The organism is Streptomyces sp. NPDC047853, from assembly GCF_043204535.1.
Taxonomy (GTDB): Bacteria; Actinomycetota; Actinomycetes; order Streptomycetales; family Streptomycetaceae; genus Streptomyces.
In genome coordinates this window covers 245460-267909 of sequence record NZ_JBIDCI010000012.1, presented here as the reverse complement: position 1 = coordinate 267909, position 22450 = coordinate 245460, and the positions used below count along the sequence as shown (strand labels likewise).

Annotated in this window: 1 protein-coding gene; it reads left to right on the top strand. The window is 72.3% G+C overall.

Going from position 1 to position 22450, the window contains the following annotated elements:
• Positions 1–78 precede the first annotated feature (78 nt).
• The gene (locus ACGF5T_RS23330; RefSeq protein WP_392889053.1) at positions 79–22161 is read left to right on the top strand and encodes a non-ribosomal peptide synthase/polyketide synthase; all 22083 of its coding nucleotides are present in this window, start codon (positions 79–81) and stop codon (positions 22159–22161) included.
• Positions 22162–22450 lie beyond the last annotated feature (289 nt).

Genomic DNA, 22450 nt, shown 5'->3' with positions numbered 1-22450 from the left:
GCGCCACCCACGGGCACGGGCAGCCCGGGGGCCCCGCTGTGCCGCAGCAGAAGAGCCCGTAAGGAGACCGAAGAGAACGTGGGTAGGTGCGCAGTGTCTGAGCATGGGTCGGTTCACAGGGCTGTTTCGGCCGCACAGACGGGAATCTGGGTGGCTCAGCAACTGTCCCCCGACAGCCCGCTGTACAACTGCGCCACCTACTTCGAGATCGCCGGACACGTGGACGCCGGCGTCCTGACCGAGGCGGTCCGCCGTACCGTCGCCGAGACCGAGGCGCTGCGCGTGCGCTTCGACGAGGACGGTGACGAACTCCGGCAGACCGTGGAACCGGTCGGCGACGGCATCCCCGTGCACGTCCTTGACCTCACCACGGAACCCGCCCCGGACACGGCCGCCCTCGCCTGGATGAACGCCGACCTGGCGGCCCCCTCCGACCTGCGCACGGGACCGCTTTACACCCACGCCCTCCTGCGCACCGGCGAGAACCGGTCCCTGCTCTACTTCCGCCACCACCACATCGTCCTCGACGGCTACGGGCAAGCCGTCTACTGCCGTCGGCTCGCCCATGTCTACACCGAGCTGGCGGCCGGCCGTGAGCCCGCACCCACCCGGTTCCGTCCCCTGGCCGAACTCGTCGGCCAGGACCACGACTACCGCGCCTCGACCCGGCACGACGAGGACCGCGCCTACTGGCGGGGCGCCCTCGCGGGCGCCCCCGACCCCGCCCCGCTGACCGGCCGGACCGCCGACCCGTCCCCGATCGCCCTGCGGCGCACCGTCCGGCTGCCCGCCGACCACATGGCGCTGCTCGCCGCGGCGGGCCGCTGGTCCTCCGTACTGCTCGCCGCCGTGGCCGCCTACACGCACCGCCTCACCGGCGCCGACGACGTGGTCGTCGGCCTGCCCACCACGGGCCGCACCACCGCGGGCGCGCTCACCACACCGGCCGCCTTCGCCAACGAGCTGCCGCTGCGCCTCACCCTGGACCCGGACACCACCCTGACCGACCTCGTGCGGCAGGTCACCGCAGGGGTCGGCGGCGCACTCAAGCACCAGCGCTACCGCAGCGAGGACCTCCACCGCGACCTCGGCCTGTCCGGCAGCAGCGGGGGCCTGCACTCGGTCACCGTCAACGCCATGTCCTTCGGCCGGGAGATCCGCTTCGGCGGCCACGACACCGTCATGCACCCGCTGTGGACCGGCCCGGTCAAGGACCTGTCCGTGGTCTCCTTCGGCGACCCGGCGACCCCGGGAAGCGGCGTGCTCCTGGAGTTCGACGCCAACCCCGCCCTGTACACCGAGGCGGAACTGGCGGCCCACCAGGAACGGTTCGTCGCCTTCCTCACCGCCCTCGCCGCCGCCCCCGACCGGCCGGTCCGCGACACCGACCTGCTCGACGAGGCCGAACGCGAACGGATCCTCACCGACTGGAACGACACCGCGCACCCGCTCCCCGGCCGCTCCCTGCCCGAGCTGTTCGAAGCGCGCGCCCAGCGGACGCCCGAGGCCCCGGCCCTCGTCCACGGTTCCACCCGGACGACCTACGGCGAACTCAACTCCCGCGCCAACCAACTGGCCCGCGTCCTCCTGCAACGCGGCATCGGACCCGAACAGTACGTCGCCGTCGCCGTCCCGCGCTCCCCGGACCTGGTCGTCGCCCTGCTCGCCGTGCTCAAGACGGGCGCCGCCTACATCCCCGTCGACCTCGAGTACCCGGCCGACCGCATCGCCTACATCCTGGGCGACGCACGCCCCGCCCTGGTGCTCACCACCGGGGACTGCGCCGACCGCATCCCCGCCACGGCGCAGGCCCCGCTGCTCCTGCTCGACCAGGCCCGCAGCGCCGCCATGCCCACCGCCAACCCGCACCCGCGCGAACGCGCCACCGAGGTCCGCCCCGACCACCCGGCCTACATCATCTACACCTCGGGCTCCACCGGGCGGCCCAAGGGCGTCGTCGTCACCCGCGGCGCACTGGACAACTTCCTCACCGCCATGGTGCACCGCCTCGGCACCACGGACACCGCCCGGTGGCTGGCCGTGACCACGATCGGCTTCGACATCGCCGGACTGGAGCTGTACCTGCCGCTGCTGACCGGCGCCTCGGTCGTCCTGGCGGACCGCGACGAGGTCCGCGACCCGGACGCCCTGCGCACCCTCGTCGCACGCGAGCACGTCACCGTCATGCAGGCCACCCCCAGCCTGTGGCACGCGCTGGCCGCCGACCACGGCGACGTGCTCGGCGACGTACACGTCCTCGTGGGCGGCGAAGCGCTCCCCACGGCCCTGGCCCACACCCTCACCACCGTCGCCGCCTCCGTCACCAACCTCTACGGGCCGACCGAGACGACCGTCTGGTCCACGGCCTGCGACATCACCGCCGACGCCCCCGTCTCCATCGGCCGCCCCGTCCTCAACACCCGCGTCTACGTCCTGGACCACGCCCTGCGCCCCGTACCCGCCGGCGTCTCCGGCGAGCTGTACATCGCCGGCGCCGGACTCGCCCGCGGCTACCACGACCGCCCGGCGCTGACCGCGGAACGCTTCGTCGCCGACCCCTTCGGCGCGCCCGGCACCCGCATGTACCGCACCGGCGACGTGGTCCGCTGGACGCCCGACGGCCGGCTCGTGTACCAGCGGCGCGCGGACGACCAGGTCAAACTCCGCGGCTTCCGGATCGAACTCGGCGAGATCGAATCCGTACTGCTGCGCCACCCGCAGGTCGGCCGGGCCGCCGTCGTCGTACGCGAGGACCGCCCGGGCGACCAGCGCCTGGTCGCCTACGTCGTCCCGGACTCCGCCGAAGGACCCGACACGGCGATGCTGCGCGCGCACCTCGCCGCCTCGCTGCCCGACTACATGGTCCCCGCCGCGTTCGCCGTGCTGCCGGAACTGCCGCTGACCCCGAACGGCAAGCTGGACCGCAAGGCCCTGCCGGTGCCGGACTACGGCACCGGCGACACCGCGCGGCGCGCGCCCCGCACACCCCGCGAAACGGAGCTGTGCGGGCTCTTCGTCGACGTCCTCGGCCTGCCCGAGGTCGGCATCGACGACGACTTCTTCGCCTCCGGCGGCGACAGCATCATGGCCACCCGCCTGGTCGGCCGCGCCCGCCGGGCCGGCCTGCGACTCACCGCCAGGGACGTGTTCCGCCACCGGAGCGTGGCGGAACTCGCCCTGCTCCCGGACCTGGCCGCGGAGAGCGGCGCGACGGACCGAGTACCGGCCGCCGACGCCACGGACGCCCCCGCGACCGCCGACGCGCTCACACCCGAGGACATCGCCCAGGCGCAGGCCGCCGTGCCGGGCGCCGTGGACGTGCTCCCGCTCTCGCCGCTCCAGGAAGGCCTGTTCTTCCACAACCAGTTCGACACCGCGGCCCTCGACTACTACAACGCGCAGCTGGTCCTCCCCCTGGAAGGCGCCCTCGACGTCCCGGCCCTGCATCGGGCCGCCGACACGGTCCTCGCACTCCACCCCGGCCTGCGCAGCGGCTTCCGGCAGATCGCCGACGGACGAGCCGTCGCCGTGGTATCCGACACCGTCACCACCCCCTGGCACGAGGCCGACCTCACGCACCTCTCCGACGACGCACGCGCCGAGGCCTGGCTGGAGCTGCTGGACCGGGAACGGTGGACCCGCTTCGACCTGGCCGAGCCGCCCCTGATCAGGTTCACCGTGGTCAGGCTCGGCACGGACCAGTGGCGGCTCGTGCTCACCAACCATCACATCGTGCTCGACGGCTGGTCCCTGCCCCTCGTCGTCCGCGACCTGCTGAAGGCCTACGCCGAGACGGTCGACGGCGCCCACCCGGCACCGCTCCACGCCCGCCCCTACCGCGAGTACCTCGACTGGCTGGCCGCCCGCGACCACGACGCGGCGCTCGAAGCCTGGCGCACCGCCCTGGCCGGGCTGAACGAACCGGTGCGACTGGGAACGGACAGTCCCGGAACCGACCCCGAGGCACAGCAGCGCATCCGCTTCACCCTGCCCGACGACACGGCCCACGCCCTCACCCGGGCGGCACGATCCCACGGGGTCACCCCGAACACGCTGGTGCAGACCGCCTGGGCCCTGCTCCTCGCCCGTCTCACCGGCCGCGACGACGTCGTGTTCGGAGTGACGGTCGCAGGCAGACCGGCCGACCTCGACGGCGCGGACGACATGGTGGGCCTCTTCGTCAACACCCTGCCGCTGCGCGTCACGCTGCGTCCGTCGGAGACCGTCACCGGACTCCTGCGACGCCTCCAGGACGAACAGGCCGAACTGGTCGACCACCAGCACATCGGCCTCGCCGACCTCCAGCGTGCCATCGGCCTCGGTGAACTCTTCGACACCTTGACGGTGTTCGAGAACTTCCCCCTCGACCACGAGGCCGTCCGCACCGGCGCCGCGCGCGCCGGCCTGACCCTCGGCGACGCCGAGATCCGCGGCGGCACGCACTACGCCCTGAGCCTGGCAGCCCTCCCCGGCACCGGTGGAGAGGGCCTGAGCTTCCGGCTCGACTTCCGCCCCGACCTGGTCGCCCTCGACCTCGCGGAACGGGTGTCCGAGCGGTTCGTGCGGGTGCTGGAGGCGGTGGTGTCGGCGCCGGGGGCTCGGGTGGGCCGGGTGGGTGTGCTGGCGGAGGATGAGCGGCTGCGGGTGCTGGAGGAGTGGAACGACACCCGGTCGGTGGACGCGGGTGCGGACGTGGACGCTGGGGATGTGGTGGCGTGTGTCCGGGCGCGGGTGGCCCGGGTGCCGGAGGCGGCGGCGGTCGTGTTCGGTGGGGTGACCGTGTCCTACGCCGAGCTGGAGGCGCGCAGTGAGCGGCTGGCGCGGTTGCTGGTGGAGGCGGGGGTGGGTCCGGAGCGGTATGCGGCGGTGATGCTGCCGCGTTCGGCGGACCTGGTGATCGTGCTGCTGGCGGTGCTGAAGACGGGCAGTGCGTATCTGCCGCTGGATGCCGACTTCCCTGCGGAGCGGCTGGCGTTCATGCGGGAGGAGACCCGGCCGGTCCTGGTCATCGACGAGGAGTGGCTGGCGGGGGCGTGGGAGCGGGAGCCGGCTGCGGGGACCTCGCTGCCTGTAGCGGTTGATCCTGCGCTGGCCGCGTATGTGTTGTACACGTCGGGGTCGACGGGGCGTCCCAAGGGTGTCGTCGTCTCGCGCGGCGCGCTGGCGAACCTGCTCACCGACATGCGGGGGCGTATTCCGCTGGCGGGTGGGGACCGGTTGCTGGCGGTGACCACCGTCGGGTTCGACATCGCCGGGCTGGAGCTGTTCGCTCCGCTGACCGCCGGGGCGGCCGTGGTCGTGGCTCCGGCGGGTGTGGTGCACGATCCCGAGCAGCTGCGTGCGCTGCTGACCGGGAAGCGGGTCACGGTGATGCAGGCGACGCCGAGCTTGTGGCGGTCGGTGGTCGATGACGCGGGTGCGGCTGCTGCGCTGGCTGGTGTGCGGGTTCTGGTGGGTGGTGAGGCTTTGCCCGTCGATCTCGCCGAGCGGCTCACGGAGGTGGCTGCTCAGGTCACCAACGTGTACGGGCCCACCGAGACGACGATCTGGTCCACCGCGACGGCGCTGAGCGCGGGTGCGCCGGTGACCATCGGGCAGCCGATGGCGAATACCCGGGTGTATGTCCTGGACGCTCATTTGCAGCCGGTCCCGGTGGGTGTGCCGGGTGAGCTGTACATCGCGGGTGAGGGTGTGGCCCGGGGGTACCAGTTGCGCCCCGGTCTGACCGCGGAGCGCTTCGTCGCCGATCCCTACGGTCCGGCGGGGACGCGCATGTATCGGACGGGTGACGTGGTCCGCTGGACCCCGGAGGGCCATCTCACCTACCTGCGGCGTGCGGACGACCAGGTCAAGGTCCGCGGTCACCGCATCGAACTCGGCGAGATCGAAACGCTGCTCACCACCCACCCGACGGTCGCACGTGCAGCCGTCATCGTGCGGGACGAGCGGCTCATCGCGTACACCACGGGTGGTCCGGTCTCGGCGGAGGAGCTGCGCCGGCATCTCGCGCAGTCGCTGCCCGCGTACATGGTGCCGTCGGCGTTCGTGACGCTCGATGTGCTGCCGTTGACGGCGAACGGGAAGCTGGACCGCAAGGCCCTGCCCACGCCGCAGTTCGACGGTGTGGAGACGTCGGGGCGCGGACCGCGCGACGACCGGGAAGAGATCCTCTGCCATCTTTTCGCGGACGTCCTGGGCCTGGAGCGGGTCGGTATCGACGACAGCTTCTTCGACCTGGGCGGACACTCCCTGCTCGCCACCCGGCTCGTCGCCCGCATCCGCACCACCCTCGACGCCGAACTCTCTGTCCGGGCCCTGTTCGAGGCCCCGTCGGTGGCTGTGCTTGCCGAGTCGTTGTCCCGTGCGGGGCGCGCCCGTGCCGGGGTCACCTCCCAGCCTCGTCCTGAGCGGGTGCCGTTGTCGCCGGCGCAGCAGGGGCAGTGGTTCCTGCACAAGCTCGAAGGCCCCAACGCCACCTACAACATTCCCATCGCGCTGCGCCTGACCGGCACCCTGGACCAGGATGCCCTGCGCGCCGCCCTCACCGACGTCACCGCACGCCACGAGAGCCTGCGCACGATCATCATCGACGCCAGCGGGGGTGCGTATCAGGAGATCCGTCCGGCGGACGAGGTCGCCCCGGTCTTCGAGGTGTGTGCTGTAGCGAGTGAGGGCCTCGTGGGCGCGCTGGCGGACGCGGCGGGTCACGCCTTCGATCTGACCCGTGACCTGCCGCTGCGCACCACCCTGTTCCGCCTCGGTGAGACCGAGCACGTCCTGCTGCTCCTGGTCCACCACATCGCCGCCGACGAGGGCTCCTTCGCACCCCTCGCCCGGGACCTGACCCTCGCCTACAGCGCCCGCGCCACCGGGCAGGCGCCTGCCTGGACACCGCTGCCGGTGCAGTACGCCGACCACACCCTCTGGCAACGCGATGTCCTGGGCAGCGAGGACGACCCCGACTCCGTCCTGAGCAAGCAACTCGCCTACTGGGAGCAGGCGCTGTCGGGCCTTCCGGCAGAACTGGACCTGCCCACCGACCGGCCTCGCCCCGCGAGCCCGTCCCACCAGGGCGGCACCGTCACCTTCACCATCCCCGCCGACCTGCGTGACCGCATCGAGACCCTGGCCCGGCAGGAACAGGCCAGCACCTTCATGGTTCTCCAGGCTGCCCTGGCCGTGCTCCTGTCACGGCTGGGTGCGGGCACCGACATCCCGATCGGCTCGCCCATCGCGGGCCGGACGGACGACGCCGTCGAGGACCTGGTCGGGTTCTTCGTCAACACCCTCGTCCTGCGCACCGACCTCACCGGCAACCCCACGTTCACGGAGCTTCTGGCCCGGGTGCGGGAGACTGACCTCGCGGCCTACGCCCACCAGGACATCCCCTTCGAGCGGCTCGTTCACCACCTCAACCCGGAGCGCTCCGCCAGCCGTCACCCCCTCTTCCAGACGGTTCTGAACTGGAGTGACGAAGTTGAGCGACGGGCTCTTCTCGAGTCCACCGAGATGCCCGGTCTGAGCGTCGAGCACGAGCGTGCGGTCTCGGGAGCGGCGAAGTTCGACCTCGTCTTCCAGATCTCCGGCCTCAGTGGCGGTGAAGTGGAGTACAGCGTCGACCTGTTCGACCGTGCGTCGGTGGAGTTGCTGGCGGAGCGGTTCGTGCGGGTGTTGGGGGCTGTGGTGGGTGATCCCTCACTGCCGGTGGGGCGGGTGGAGGTGTTGCTGCCGGGGGAGCGGGCTGAGCTTGTGGCCGCGCCTGCGGCGAGTGGCTCCGCGCTCCCGGTGGATGCGGGGGTGACGTTGGTGTCGTGGTTCGCGCGGCAGGCGGCGTCGTCGCCGGGTGCGGTGGCCGTGTCGTGTGACGGTGTGTCGCTTTCCTATGGGGAGTTGGACGGCCGGGCGAATCGTCTGGCGCGGTTGCTGGTCGAGCGGGGTGCGGGTGCTGAGCGGCTGGTCGCGGTGGCGCTGGAGCGGTCGGTCGATCTGGTGGTGGCGTTGCTGGCGGTGGTGAAGGCGGGGGCCGGGTATGTGCCGGTGGACCCGTCGTATCCGGCCGAGCGGATCGCCTACGTCCTGGGCGATGCGGCCCCGGCGCTGCTGGTGACGACGCGTGAGGCCCTGCCTGCTGCCCAGGATGTTCCGACCGTGTTGCTGGATGATCCGGCGACGGTCGCTGATCTGGCGGGCCGGTCCGCTGATGCTCTGGCGGACGTGGTGGTGCGGGCGGAGCATCCGGCGTATGTGATCTACACGTCGGGTTCGACGGGCCGCCCCAAGGGTGTGGTCGTCTCGCACGGGCAGGTGGTGCGCCTGTTCACCCAGACCGAGAGCTGGTTCGGCTTCGGTGCCGATGACGTGTGGACACTGTTCCACTCCTACGCCTTCGACTTCTCCGTGTGGGAGCTGTGGGGTCCGCTGCTGTACGGCGGCCGGCTGGTCGTCGTGCCGTTCACGGTGTCCCGCAGCCCTGCCGACTTCCTGGCCCTGCTCGCTGAAGAGGGCGTGACGGTCCTCAACCAGACGCCGTCGGCGTTCTACCAGCTCATGCAGGCCGACCAGGAGAACCCCGGCCTGGGTGACGGACTGGCCCTGCGCCATGTGGTCTTCGGCGGTGAGGCCCTGGACCTGGGTCGCCTGACCGCCTGGTACGCACGCCACCCGGAGCCGGCGGGCGGACCCCGCCTGGTCAACATGTACGGCATCACCGAGACGACCGTGCACGTCACTCACCGCGGCCTGGACGCGGACACAGTCGCCGGACAGGCAGCGTCCCTGATCGGTGAACCCATCCCGGACCTGCGTCTGTACGTCCTGGACAACGCCCTGCAACCCGTACCCGCAGGTGTGACCGGTGAAATGTATGTCGCAGGTGCCGGTCTGGCCCGCGGCTACCTCAACCGGCCCGCGCTCACCGCCGAGCGGTTCGTCGCCGACCCCTACGGCGCTCCGGGGACCCGTATGTACCGCACGGGTGACCTGGCCCGCCGCCACGCGGACGGGGAACTGGAGTACCTGGGACGGGCCGACGACCAGGTCAAGGTCCGCGGCTTCCGTATCGAACTCGGCGAGATCCAGACCTGCCTGGCCCAGCACCCCGCCGTCGCCCAGGCAGCCGTCATCGTCCGCGACGACCGCCTCATCGCCTACACCACAGGGGACACAGTCCCCGCCGACGAGTTGCGTACCCACCTCACCCAGACCCTGCCCGCCTACATGATCCCCGCAGCGTTCGTCCCGCTCGACGCCATCCCGCTCACCGCGAACGGCAAACTCGACCGCAGGGCCCTCCCCGACCCCGACCGCGACACCACCACCGCATCCTTCCGCGCCCCCCGCACCCCCCACGAGGAAGTCCTCTGCCACCTCTTCGCCGACATCCTCGGCCTGGAGCGGGTCGGCATCGACGACAGCTTCTTCGACCTCGGCGGCGACAGCATCATGTCGATCCAGCTGATCAGCCGGGTCCGTCGAGCCGGACTGAGCCTGTCGGCTCGGGACGTCTTCGAGCACAAGACGGTCGAGGCGCTCGCGCCGCTCGTCGCCGTGGACGACCCGCAGGGCGGTGCCGCCGCCGAAGAGGACAGCGCCGGCATCGGTGCCGTGCCTCTCACGCCCGTCATGCACTGGCTCGCCGGACGCGGGGGGCCCGTCGACCAGTTCAACCAGGCCGTCGTGGTGCGCGTACCGGCCCGGGCTGATCGCGAACGACTGGCCATCGCCGTACAGAAGCTGCTCGACCGCCATGACGCACTGCGTCTTCGGCTGCGCACGGACGACGCGTGGACGCTCGAAGCGCTGGACGTCGGGCGCGTGCCCTCCGGGGACGCGGTCCTGAGCCGGGTGGACGCGTCCGAGGTGGACGGTCAGGCGCTGGAGGACCTGATGCGGGCGGAGGGGGAGCGGGCGCGGCGAGCGCTCGACCCGGCCTCCGGTGCCCTGGTCCGGGCGGTCTGGTTCGACCGTGGCCGGGAACTTCAGGGACGACTCCTGCTGGTCGTCCACCACATCGCGGTGGACGGCGTGTCCTGGCGCATCCTCGTGCAGGACCTGGAGGAGGCGTGGCAGGCGCTCTCGGAGGGACGCGAGCCCGTACTGGGGCAGGTGGGCACCTCGTTCCGAAGCTGGGCCCGCAGGCTGACCGAGGCCGCACCGGGGCGGGAGGGGGAGCGACCTCTGTGGGAGCGGACCCTGGCCGGACACGACCCGCTGCTCGGCGACCGTCCCCTGGACCCGGCGCGCGACACCTTCGCCACCGCGCGCACCCTCGAACTGTGGCTGTCCTCCGAGGTCACGCGCACCCTGCTGGGTGTGACGCCCGCGCTGTTCCGGGCCGGCGCCGACGAGGTGCTGCTCGCGGCCTTCGCGACCGCGGTGACCAGATGGCGGAGCGAACACGGCGTTCCCGCGGCCGATGACGTGCTCCTTGACCTGGAAGGGCACGGCCGGGTGGAGGAAGCCGCACCCGGCGCCGAACTGTCGCGCACGGTCGGCTGGTTCACCAGCATCCACCCGGTGCGGCTGGCACCCGGGGACGGGCGGAACGGCGCGTCCGACCCGGGTACGGTGCTGAAGCGCGTCAAGGAACAGCTGCGTGCCGTCCCCGACAAGGGTCTCGGCTTCGGGCTTCTGCGTCACCTCGTCCCGGGAACGGCATCCGACACCGAGCTGGGCCGGGTACGGCCCCAGATCGGGTTCAACTACCTGGGCCGGATCGCCGGCGCGGCCCCGGAGGGCAGTGCCGAGGCCACGGACTGGACGGCCGTTCCGTTGGCCGGTGCGATCGAGGACCCCCGACTCGCCCTGGCACACACGGTCGAGGTCAACGCCGCCACGCACGACGGCGAGCACGGTCCCGAACTGGTCGCCTCCTGGACCTGGGCCGGTGAGTTGCTGGACGAAGCGAGTGTGCGGGACCTGGCCGAGGGCTGGTTCCGGGCGCTGGAAGCGACGGCCGAGCACAGCCGGACCCCCGGAGCGGGCGGTCTGACCCCGTCCGACGTGCTCCTGACGGGCATCACGCAGCCCGAGATCGAAACGCTGGAGGCACAGGCAGCACAGGCAGCACAGGCAGCTCAGCCCCAGGTACTGGAAGACGTGCTGCCGCTGTCCCCCTTGCAGGAAGGGCTGTTCTTCCACAGCGCCTACGACGACTCGGCCCCCGACATCTACACGGCCCAGCTGGCCGTCGACATCGAAGGCGTCCTCGACGCCGACGCCCTGCGCGAGGCCGCGCGGGAGGTGCTGGGGCGGCACAGCGCCCTGCGTTCGTCGTTCCGCAGGACGGCTTCCGGGCACGCCGTGCAGGTCGTGGTGAGCGATCCGCCGCTGCCGTGGCGGGAAGTCGACCTGACCGGGGCGGACGAGCCGGACCGGGAGGCCGCGGCGGCCCGCGTCCTCGAAGAGGAGTACGGCACCCGGTTCGACCTGGACCGGCCCCCGCTGCTGCGCTACGTGCTGCTGCGACTCGGCGCGGAGCAGTGGCGCCTCGTCCTGACGAACCACCACATCATCCTCGACGGCTGGTCCTCACCCGTGCTCGTACGGGAACTGCTCGCCCTGTACGCGCGGCGGACCGACCGGGACACCGGCGCCGCCGGCCTGCCACGGGTCCGGCCGTACCGGGACTACCTGGCACACCTGGCCGGCCGGGACCGGCACGCCGCCCGAGCCGCCTGGCAGGAGGCGCTGGCCGGGCTCGACGAACCGAGCCGGGTGGCTCCGGTGGCGTCGGGGAGGGCCCCGCTCGCCCCCGCACGGCTGGAGTTCACCCTCGGCGAGGAGGACACGGCGGCCCTCGCCGCACAGGCCCGGTCGTCCGGTGTCACCCTCAACACGCTGGTCGAGGCGGCCTGGGCGATCGTCGTCGGCCGGCTCACCGGGCGGGACGACGTCGTCTTCGGTGTCACCGTCTCCGGCCGTCCGGCCGATCTGGACGGCGCCGAGGACATGGCCGGGCTCTTCATCAACACCATCCCGCTGCGTACCCGGATCAACCCGTGGGAGACGGCCGCCGCGTTCGCCGGCCGGCTGCAACGGGAGCAGACGGCCCTGCTCGACCACCAGTACCTGGGCCTCACCGAGATCCAGCAGCTCACCGGCCTGGGGGAGCTGTTCGACACCTCCATGGTCTTCGAGAGCTACCCGTTGGACGCCGACGCCCTGGGCGCGCTGGCGGGGCGCTCGGGCCTGACGCTGACCGGGGCCACGAACCGGGACGCCACGCACTACGCCCTCGCGCTCGTCGCCGTACCCGGGCCGCGCCTGGCGTTCCGCCTCGATCACCGGCCCGACCTGTTCGACGAGCGCGGCGCACGGTCGGCCGCCGACCGGTTCCTGGACGTGCTCCGCGACCTCGCCCACCGCCCGGACCGCCCGGTCGGACGCGTGGACCTGCCCGCACCCGCACCGCGCGACCGGTTCCTCGCCCTGGCGAGTGGGCCGACCCGCGCCCTGCCCGACGCGACGTTGCCGGATCTCTTCCGCACCCGCGCCCGCGACACCCCGGACGCGCCCGCCGTCGCCCACGAGGGCACCGTGCTGACGTACGCCCAGCTCGACGAGGCATCCGACCGGCTGGCCGGTCGGCTCGGCGCGGCGGGACTGGGCCCCGAGCGGATCGCCGCCGTCTCCCTGCCCCGGGGCGCCGAACTCGTCGTCGCGATCCTGGCCGTCATGAAGACCGGGGCGGCCTACCTGCCGGTCGACCCCGACTACCCCGCGGATCGCATCGTCTACATCCTGCGCGACGCGGCGCCCGGCGCGCTGGTCACCACCCGCATGCTGGGCGAGCGCCTGGCCACGATCGCCGGGACCGTCGGCGACGGTGCGGGCGAGGCGGCCGGCACCTCCGGCACAGCCGTGTCCGAGCTGCCCCGCGTCCTGGTGGACGACCTGGGACAGACCCCGGCCGCGCACGGTCACCCGACCTCACCGGACCGGGCCGCCCGACCGGGCAACCCGGCCTACCTCATCTACACCTCCGGCTCGACCGGCCGCCCCAAGGGCGTGGTCGTCACCCACGGCGGCCTGCCCAGCCTCGCCGCCGCGCAGATCGAGGCGTTCGGCGTCGAGGCGGACAGCAGGGTCCTGCAGTTCGCCTCGCCGAGTTTCGACGCGTCCGTCTCCGAGATCTGCATGGCGCTCCTGGCAGGTGCCTGCCTCGTCCTGGCCCCGCAGGAACGACTGATGCCGGGGGCGCCGCTGGCCGCCCTGCTCGACGAGCAGCGGATCACCCACGTGACCCTGCCGCCGTCCGCCCTGCCCTCGCTCCCCGAGAACGCCATGCGTACCGTCACGACCCTGGTCGTCGCGGGCGAGAGCTGCCCGCCCGACCTCGTCGAACAGTGGTCGCGCGGCCGGCGCATGCTCAACGCGTACGGACCGACGGAGGCGACGGTCTGCGCGACGATCAGCACCCCGCTCACCGGCCGGGTCACTCCCGCGATCGGCGCACCGATCACCAACTCCCGTACGTACGTCCTCGACTCCGCGTTGCGCCCGGTCCCCGACGGGGTCACGGGTGAGCTGTACCTCGCGGGCGCCGGCCTCGCCCGCGGCTACCTCGGACGCCCGGGCCCGACCGCGGAACGCTTCGTCGCCGACCCCCACGGACCGGCCGGCTCCCGCATGTACCGCACGGGAGACCTGGCACGGCGGACCGCGCAGGGAGAACTGGAGTACCAGGGCCGCGTCGACGACCAGGTCAAGGTCCGCGGCTTCCGCATCGAACTCGGCGAGGTGCGCGCCACGCTGACCACCGCGGCGCAGGTCGCCGACGCCTTCGTCATGGTCCGTGAGGACCGCCCCGGAGACCGCCGACTGGTCGCCTACGTGGTCCCGGGCCCCGACGCGGTCGTCGACACCGCCGCCCTGCGCGCCCACGTGTCCGCGGCCCTGCCCGCCCACATGGTCCCGTCGGCGTTCGTGGAGCTCGACGCGCTCCCGCTCACCGCGAACGGCAAGGTCGACCGCAAGGGCCTCCCCGCCCCCGAACGGGGTGGTGCCACCGCGGGTCGCAGGCCGCGTTCCCCGCAGGAGGAGATCCTGTGCGGGCTGTTCGCCGAGGTCCTCGGCGTCGCCGTGCCCGGCATCGACGACAGCTTCTTCGACCTGGGCGGACACTCCCTGCTCGCCACCCGCCTCGTGAACCGGGTGCGCACCACCTTCGGGGCCGAGATCCCGGTCCGCCGGCTCTTCGAACACCCGACGGTCGCGGGCCTGGCCGCCGTGCTCACCTCCGCGGAACGGGCCGGCGTCCCGCTGACCGCCGGACCGCGCCCTGCACACGTCCCCCTGTCCTTCGCGCAGCAACGCCTCTGGTTCCTCGACCGCTTCGAGGGCCCGAGCCCCACCTACAACCTGCCCACCGCCCTCCGCCTCACCGGCACCCTGGACCGGAACGCCCTGAAGACGGCGCTCGCGGACGTGGTGGAACGCCACGAGTCCCTCCGTACCGTCTTCACGGGGGAGGCCAACGACGTCCACCAGACGGTGCTCTCCCCGGACCGGGCCCGCCCCGACCTCCCCGTCGAGCGGATCGAGCCGGACGACCTGCGGGACCGCCTCACCGACAAGGCCCGGCAGGGCTTCGACCTCGCCGAGGAGATCCCCCTCAAGGCGTGGCTGTTCGAGCTGGCGCCCGAGGAGCACGTCCTGCTCGTGCTGCTCCACCACATCGCGGGCGACGGCTGGTCCATGGGCCCGCTGGCCCGGGACCTGACCACGGCGTACGCGGCCCGGGTCGCCGGACGCGAACCGTCCTGGACACCGCTGCCGGTGCAGTACGCCGACTACACGCTGTGGCAGCGTGAGGTACTGGGCGCCGAGGACGACGCCGAGTCGACCGCCTCCCGTCAACTCGCGCACTGGAAGCGTGAACTGGCGGGACTGCCCGCCGAACTGGACCTGCCCGTCGACCGCCCCCGCCCCTCGGCCCCCTCGCACCGGGGCGACTCCGTGCCGTTGAGCGTCCCGGCCGAGCTGCACCAGCGCCTCGAGGAACTGGCGCGCGCCCACGACTGCAGCGGTTTCATGGTCGTGCAGGCGGCGCTGGCCGTGCTCCTCTCCCGCCTGGGTGCGGGTACGGACATCCCGATCGGCTCGCCGATCGCGGGGCGGACGGACGACGCCGTCGAGGACCTGGTCGGGTTCTTCGTCAACACCCTCGTCCTGCGCACCGACCTGTCCGGCAACCCCACCTTCACGGAGCTTCTGGCCCGGGTGCGGGAGACCGACCTGACCGCCTACGCGCACCAGGACATCCCGTTCGAACGCCTCGTCGAAGCCGTCAATCCCGAGCGTTCCCCTTCCCGTCACCCTCTCTTCCAGACGGTCCTGGAGTGGAACAACGACGAGGAGAGCGCGGCACTCGACACAGTGGCCCAGCTCCCCGACCTGACGGTGACGACCGAGCGCGCCTCCACCGGAGCGGCCAAGTTCGACCTCGTCTTCCACGTCTCGGCGGCCCGCGACGCCAAGGGCAACGCCGGAGGACTGTCGGGAGAGGTCGAGTACAGCGTCGACCTGTTCGACCGTGCGTCGGTGGAGTTGCTGGCGGAGCGGTTCGTGCGGGTGTTGGGGGCTGTGGTGGGTGAGCCTTCGCTGCCGGTGGGTCGGGTGGAGGTGTTGCTGCCGGGGGAGCGGGCTGAGCTTGTGGCCGCGCCTGCTGCTGGCGCCTCCGTGGTCCCGGTTGATGCGGGGGTGACGTTGGTGTCGTGGTTCGCGCGGCAGGTGGCGTTGTCGCCGGGTGCGGTGGCCGTCTCGTGTGACGGTGTGTCCCTGTCTTATGGGGAGTTGGATGGCCGGGCGAATCGTTTGGCGCGGTTGCTGGTGGAGCGGGGTGCGGGTGCTGAGCGGCTGGTCGCGGTGGCGCTGGAGCGGTCGGTCGATCTGGTGGTGGCGTTGCTGGCGGTGGTGAAGGCGGGGGCCGGGTATGTGCCGGTGGACCCGTCGTATCCGGCCGAGCGGATCGCGTACGTCCTGGGCGACGCAGCCCCAGCCCTGCTGGTCACGACGCGCGAGTCCCTGCCCGAGCAGGTGGGCGACGTGGACACCGTCCTGCTGGACGATCCGGCGACGGTCGCCGATCTGGCGGGCCGGTCTGCTGACGCTCTGGCGGACGTGGTGGTGCGGGCGGAGCATCCGGCGTATGTGATCTACACGTCGGGCTCGACGGGCCGCCCCAAGGGTGTGGTCGTCTCGCACGGGCAGGTGGTGCGCCTGTTCACCCAGACCGAGAGCTGGTTCGGCTTCGGTGCCGATGACGTGTGGACACTGTTCCACTCCTACGCCTTCGACTTCTCCGTGTGGGAGCTGTGGGGCCCGCTGCTGTACGGCGGCCGGCTGGTCGTCGTGCCGTTCACGGTCTCCCGCAGCCCTGCCGACTTCCTGGCCCTGCTCGCTGAAGAGGGCGTGACGGTCCTCAACCAGACGCCGTCGGCGTTCTACCAACTGATGCAGGCCGACCAGGAGAGCCCGGGCCTGGGTGACGGACTGGCCCTGCGCCATGTGGTCTTCGGTGGTGAGGCCCTGGACCTGGGACGCCTGACCGCCTGGTACGCACGCCACCCGGAGCCGGCGGGCGGACCCCGCCTGGTCAACATGTACGGCATCACCGAGACGACCGTGCACGTCACCCACCGGGCCCTAGACGTCGCGACCGTAGCGGGGCAGGGCGCCTCCCTGATCGGTGCACCCATCCCCGATCTGCGTCTGTACGTCCTGGACAACGCCCTGCAACCGGTACCCGCAGGTGTGACCGGTGAGATGTATGTCGCCGGCCCGGGTCTGGCCCGCGGTTACCTCAACCGGCCCGCGCTCACCGCCGAGCGGTTCGTCGCCGACCCCTACGGCGCTCCGGGGACCCGTATGTACCGCACGGGTGACCTGGCCCGCCGCCACGCGGACGGGGAACTGGAGTACCTGGGACGGGCCGACGACCAGGTCAAGGTCCGTGGTTTCCGGATCGAACTCGGCGAGATCCAGACCTGCCTGGCCCAGCACCCCGCCGTCACCCAGGCAGCCGTCATCGTCCGCGACGACCGCCTCATCGCCTACACCACCGGCCAACCGGTCACATCCGACGAACTGCGCACCCACCTCACCCAGACCCTGCCCGCCTACATGATCCCCGCAGCGTTCGTCCCGCTCGACGCCATCCCGCTCACCGCGAACGGCAAACTCGACCGCAAGGCGCTGCCCGACCCCGACCGCGACACCGCAACCGCCTCCTCCCGCGCACCCCGCACCCCGCACGAGGAAGTCCTCTGCCACCTCTTCGCCGACATCCTCGGCCTGGAGCGGGTCGGCATCGACGACAGTTTCTTCGACCTGGGTGGTCACTCGTTGCTGGCGACGCGGCTGGTGTCGCGTATCCGTACGGCGCTGGGGGTGGAGCTGTCGGTGCGGGCTCTGTTCGAGACGCCGTCGGTGTCGGGCCTGGCGGCGTTGCTCGGGCAGGCCGTGTCAGCGCGTACGCCGGTGGTGGCGCGGGCGGTGCGTCCGGAGCGGGTGCCGTTGTCGTACGCGCAGCAGCGGCTGTGGTTCCTGCACCAGTACGAGCCCGGCAGCGCCCTCTACAACATCCCCGTCGCCCTGCGCCTGACCGGCACCCTCGACCAGGACGCCCTGCGCACCGCCCTCACCGACGTCACCGCGCGCCACGAAGCCCTGCGCACCCTCTACGCCCAGGACGACCACGGCGCCCACCAGGTCATCCTCACCCTCGACCGGGCCACCCCGCTCTTCGAGGTACGGGACGTCACCGAGACCGACCTCGACGCCGCCGTGGCCACCACGGCCGCCCGGGGCTTCGACCTCACCCGCGACCTGCCCCTGCGCACCACCCTGTTCCGCCTCGACGAGACCGAGCACGTCCTGCTGCTGGTCGTGCACCACATCGCCGCCGACGGCTGGTCCCTCACCCCGCTCGCCCGGGACCTGACCCTCGCCTACAGCGCCCGCACCACCGGCCAGGCGCCTGCCTGGACACCGCTGCCGGTGCAGTACGCCGACCACACCCTCTGGCAGCGCGACGTCCTGGGCACCGAGGACGACCCCGACTCCGTCCTGAGCAAGCAACTCGCCTACTGGACGCAGACCCTGGCCGGCCTCCCGGCCGAACTGGACCTCCCCACCGACCGACCCCGGCCCGCCACCCCGTCCCACCAGGGCGGCACCGTCACCTTCACCATCCCCACCGACCTGCGCAAACGCATCGAGACCCTGGCCCGGCAGGAACAGGCCAGCACCTTCATGGTCCTCCAGGCCGCCCTCGCCGTCCTCCTGTCACGGCTGGGTGCGGGCACCGACATCCCGATCGGCTCGCCCATCGCGGGCCGGACGGACGACGCCGTCGAGGACCTGGTCGGGTTCTTCGTCAACACCCTCGTCCTGCGCACCGACCTCACCGGCAATCCCACCTTCACCGAACTCCTCGCCCGCGTACGCGAAACCGACCTCGCCGCCTACGCCCACCAGGACATCCCCTTCGAACGCCTCGTCGAAGCCGTCAACCCCGAACGCTCCACCAGCCGCCACCCCCTCTTCCAGACGGCGCTCAGCTGGAACGACGACGAGGAGCGGCGCGCACTCTCCGCGGTCGGTGGGATGCCGGGGCTGGAGGTCTCGGCCGCGGGTGCCTCATTGGGCGCGGCCAAGTTCGACCTGCTCTTCTCCTTCGGTGACGCGGTCGACGGGTACGCCGGCCGGATCGACTACAGCACCGATCTGTTCGAGGAGGGCACCGTCCGTGTCCTGGCCGAACGGACGGTACGAGTGCTCGACGCCCTGGTGTCGGACGTCGGCCGGCCCGTGGGGGAGACGGTCGTACAGGGCGAGGAGGAACTTCGCCGGACGCTCGTCGAGTGGAACGCGACCGAGGTCCCGGGCCGGGAGCGGACCCGTGCCTCGCTGCCGGACCGCTTCGAGGCTCAGGTCGCTCGCACGCCGGACGCCGTGGCTGTCGTCTGTGAGGGTGCCGAGGTCACATACGCGGAGCTGAACGGCCGGGCCAACCTCCTCGCCCACCGACTCGTCGGGCTCGGGCTGGGGCCGGAGTCCCGGGCGGGTGTCCTCATGGAACGCTCCGTGGACCTGGTCGTGGCACTGCTGGCGGTGGCCAAGGCGGGCGGCGTGTACGTGCCGCTGAGCGAGGCCTACCCGGACGACCGGATGCGCTGGATCCTCGACAGCACCGGGGCCGAGGTCCTGCTCACCGACCGCGCGCTGCGTACCCGGGCGGAGTCGGTGCGCCAGGCGATACCCCTCCTGACCGCCGACACCGCCGACACCGTCGACATCACGGAAGGGGGCGGGGACGGCCTCGGCCTCGGCCTGGACATCCAGCCCGACCGCCTCGCGTACGTGATGTTCACCTCGGGGTCCACGGGTGAGCCCAAGGGCGTCGCCTCGACCCACGCCGACGTGACGGCACTGGCCGAGGACTCGCGCTGGCTGGACGGCGTGGTGGACCGGGTGCCGCTGCACTCGCCGCACGCCTGGGACGGTTCGACGTTCGAACTGTGGGCGCCCCTGCTGAGCGGCGGACGGGTCGTGGTCGCCCCACCGGGTGACCTGGACATCGAGACGCTGAGCCGCATCATCGTGGAACAGCGGATCACCGCCCTGTTCCTGACGACGGGTCTCTTCCGGGTGCTCGCCCAGGAGCACCCCGAGTGCCTGGCGGACGTCCGGCAGGTGTGGACGGGTGGCGACCTGGCCTCCGCGAGTGCGATGCGCAGGGTGATGGAACACTGCCCCGGCGTCCGCGTCGTCCATGTGTACGGTCCGACCGAGGCGACGACGTTCTCGACCTGCCATGTGGTCACCGCGGCCGATGTCGACGCGGCGTCCGCCGGCGTCCCGATCGGTGGGCCCATGGACAACACACGGCACTACGTCCTGGACGAGCGACTGCGTCCCGTGCCGGTGGGCGTGCGGGGCGAGCTGTACATCGCGGGTGCCGGGCTGGCCCGCGGCTACTGGGGGCGGCCCGGTCAGACGGGCGAGCGGTTCGTCGCCGACCCCTTCGGTGCTCCGGGCGCGCGCATGTACCGCACCGGTGACGTGGTCCGCTGGAACGGCGCCGGCCGTGTGGAGTTCCTCGGCCGGGCGGACAGCCAGGTCAAGGTCCGCGGCTTCCGCATCGAACTGGCCGAGATCGAGGCGGCGTTCGCCGCGCATCCGTCCGTCACCGAGGCCGCCGTCGTCGTGCGCGAGGACCGCCCCGGGGACAAGCGGCTCGTGGCGTACGTCGTGCCGGCCGCGGACGGCGGCGCGGACACACTCCGCGACCACCTGGCCGGGGCACTGCCCGACTACATGGTCCCGCGGGCCGTCGTGGAACTGGACGCCCTGCCGTTGACGTCCGTCGGCAAGCTCGACCGCGCGGCGCTGCCGGTGCCCGAGTTCACGACGGAGGCCGGCCGTGCGCCGCGCACCGAGCGGGAGGAGACGCTGTCCCGGCTGTTCGCGGAGGTGCTCGGCGTGGCGGAGGTCGGGATCGACGACGGGTTCTTCGATCTGGGCGGCGACAGCATCATGTCGATCCAGCTGGTCAGCCGCGCCCGCAAGGCGGGGCTGGTGCTGTCGCCCAAGGACGTCTTCGAGCGCCGCACCGTGGCCGCCCTCGCCGCGGCCCTGGAGAACGGCGCCGAGGCCGTGGCGGCCGAGGAACCGGGCGCCGGTGTGGGGCCGCTGCCGATGACGCCGATCATGCACTGGCTGCGCGAACGCGGGGGTGCCGTCGACCGCTTCAACCAGTCGACCGTGCTGCGGGTGCCGGCGGGACTGCGGCTGGAACCGCTGCTCACGGCGGTGCAGGCACTGCTCGACCACCATGACGCGCTGCGCATGCGGGTGTCCGAGGCTCCCGAGTCCGGGGCGCTGAGCTGCGAGGTAGCGGAACCCGGAGGTATCCGCGCCGAGTCGGTGACCCGTCGGGTGGAGGCGGCCGGGCGGGACGCGGACGGGTTCGAGCGGACCTACACGGCCGAGGCCCGGGCGGCCGTGGAACGACTGGACCCGGAACACGGGATCATGCTCCAGGCGGTGTGGTTCGACCGCGGGCCGGCAGAGCACGGAAGGCTGCTGCTGGTGGTCAACCACCTGGTGGTCGACGGGGTGTCGTGGCGGATCCTGCTGCCCGACCTGAAGGAGGCGTACGAGGCCGCGGAGCGGGGCGGGAAGCCCCGGCCCGAGCCGGTGGGGACCTCGCTGCGCCGCTGGGCCCTGGGGTTGCGGGACGCGGCCAGGACACCGGACCGCGTCGCGGAGGCCGACTTCTGGGCCCGGGCTCTGAACACCCCGGAGCCGTTCGTCGGATCGGGGCCGCTGGACCCCAAGCAGGACACGCACCGTACCGCCGGCCGGGTCGAGATGGTCCTGCCGGAGGACGTGACCGTCCCGCTGCTGACCAGAGTGCCCGCCGTCTTCAACGTCGGCGTGAACGACGTGCTGCTGGCGGCGTTCGCCTGGGCCCTCGACGAGTGGCGCGGCCGGGAGGGGCAGACGTCGTTCCTGGTCGACCTGGAGGGCCACGGACGGGTCGAGGAGACCGTGGAGGGCGCCGACCTGTCGCGCACCGTCGGCTGGTTCACCAGCATGTATCCCGTACGGCTCGCCCCCGGCGCCTACGACCGGGCGGACGCCCGGGCGGGCGGTCCGGCCGCGGGCACGGTACTCAAGCGGATCAAGGAGCAGCTGCGTGCCGTGCCCGGCTCGGGCATGGGATACGGCCTCCTGCGCTACCTCAACCCGGTCACCGGGCAGCGGCTCGCCGCCGGGCAACGGCCCCAGCTCGGCTTCAACTACCTGGGGCGGTTCGCGACCGACGGCGCCGAGGACGCCGTCTGGGCCCCCGAACCAGGAGTGGCGGGCCCGGCCGGTGAGGCGGACACCGCTCCGCTGTCGCACGTGGTCGAGCTGAACGCCCACACCGCCGACGGCCCCGAGGGCGGCCGGCTGGTGGCCGGCTGGACCTGGGCCCAGCGCCTGGTGGCGGACGACTCCGTCATGGAACTCGGCCGACTGTGGTTCGAGGCGCTTCGGGCCCTGGTCCGGCACGCCGAGACCCCGGAGGCGGGCGGGCTGACCCCGTCGGACGTGGCACTGGAGGAGATCACTCAGGAGGAGATCGACGAGTTCGAGGACCTGCTGTAGCCGGGCCGCGCGGCCCGGCACACGCGGGACGCGCGGCACACAGGCGGTAGGCGTGGCAGGCAGGGAAGGGCCCGTCCGGGACACACCCCGAACGGGCCCTTCCCCATGCCCGCGCTTCCCCGTACCCGCGGCCCGCGCGGCCCGCGCTGCGCGCCCGCCCGCCCGCGTGCGACGAAGGCACCGACCGCACGACCGCCCCGACCCTCTGTCGAAAGTCGTAGAGGCACTCTGTCGTTGGACGGAAGACCAGGTCAGCGCCGGGCCCGTACCGTCATCGACATGAACGGAC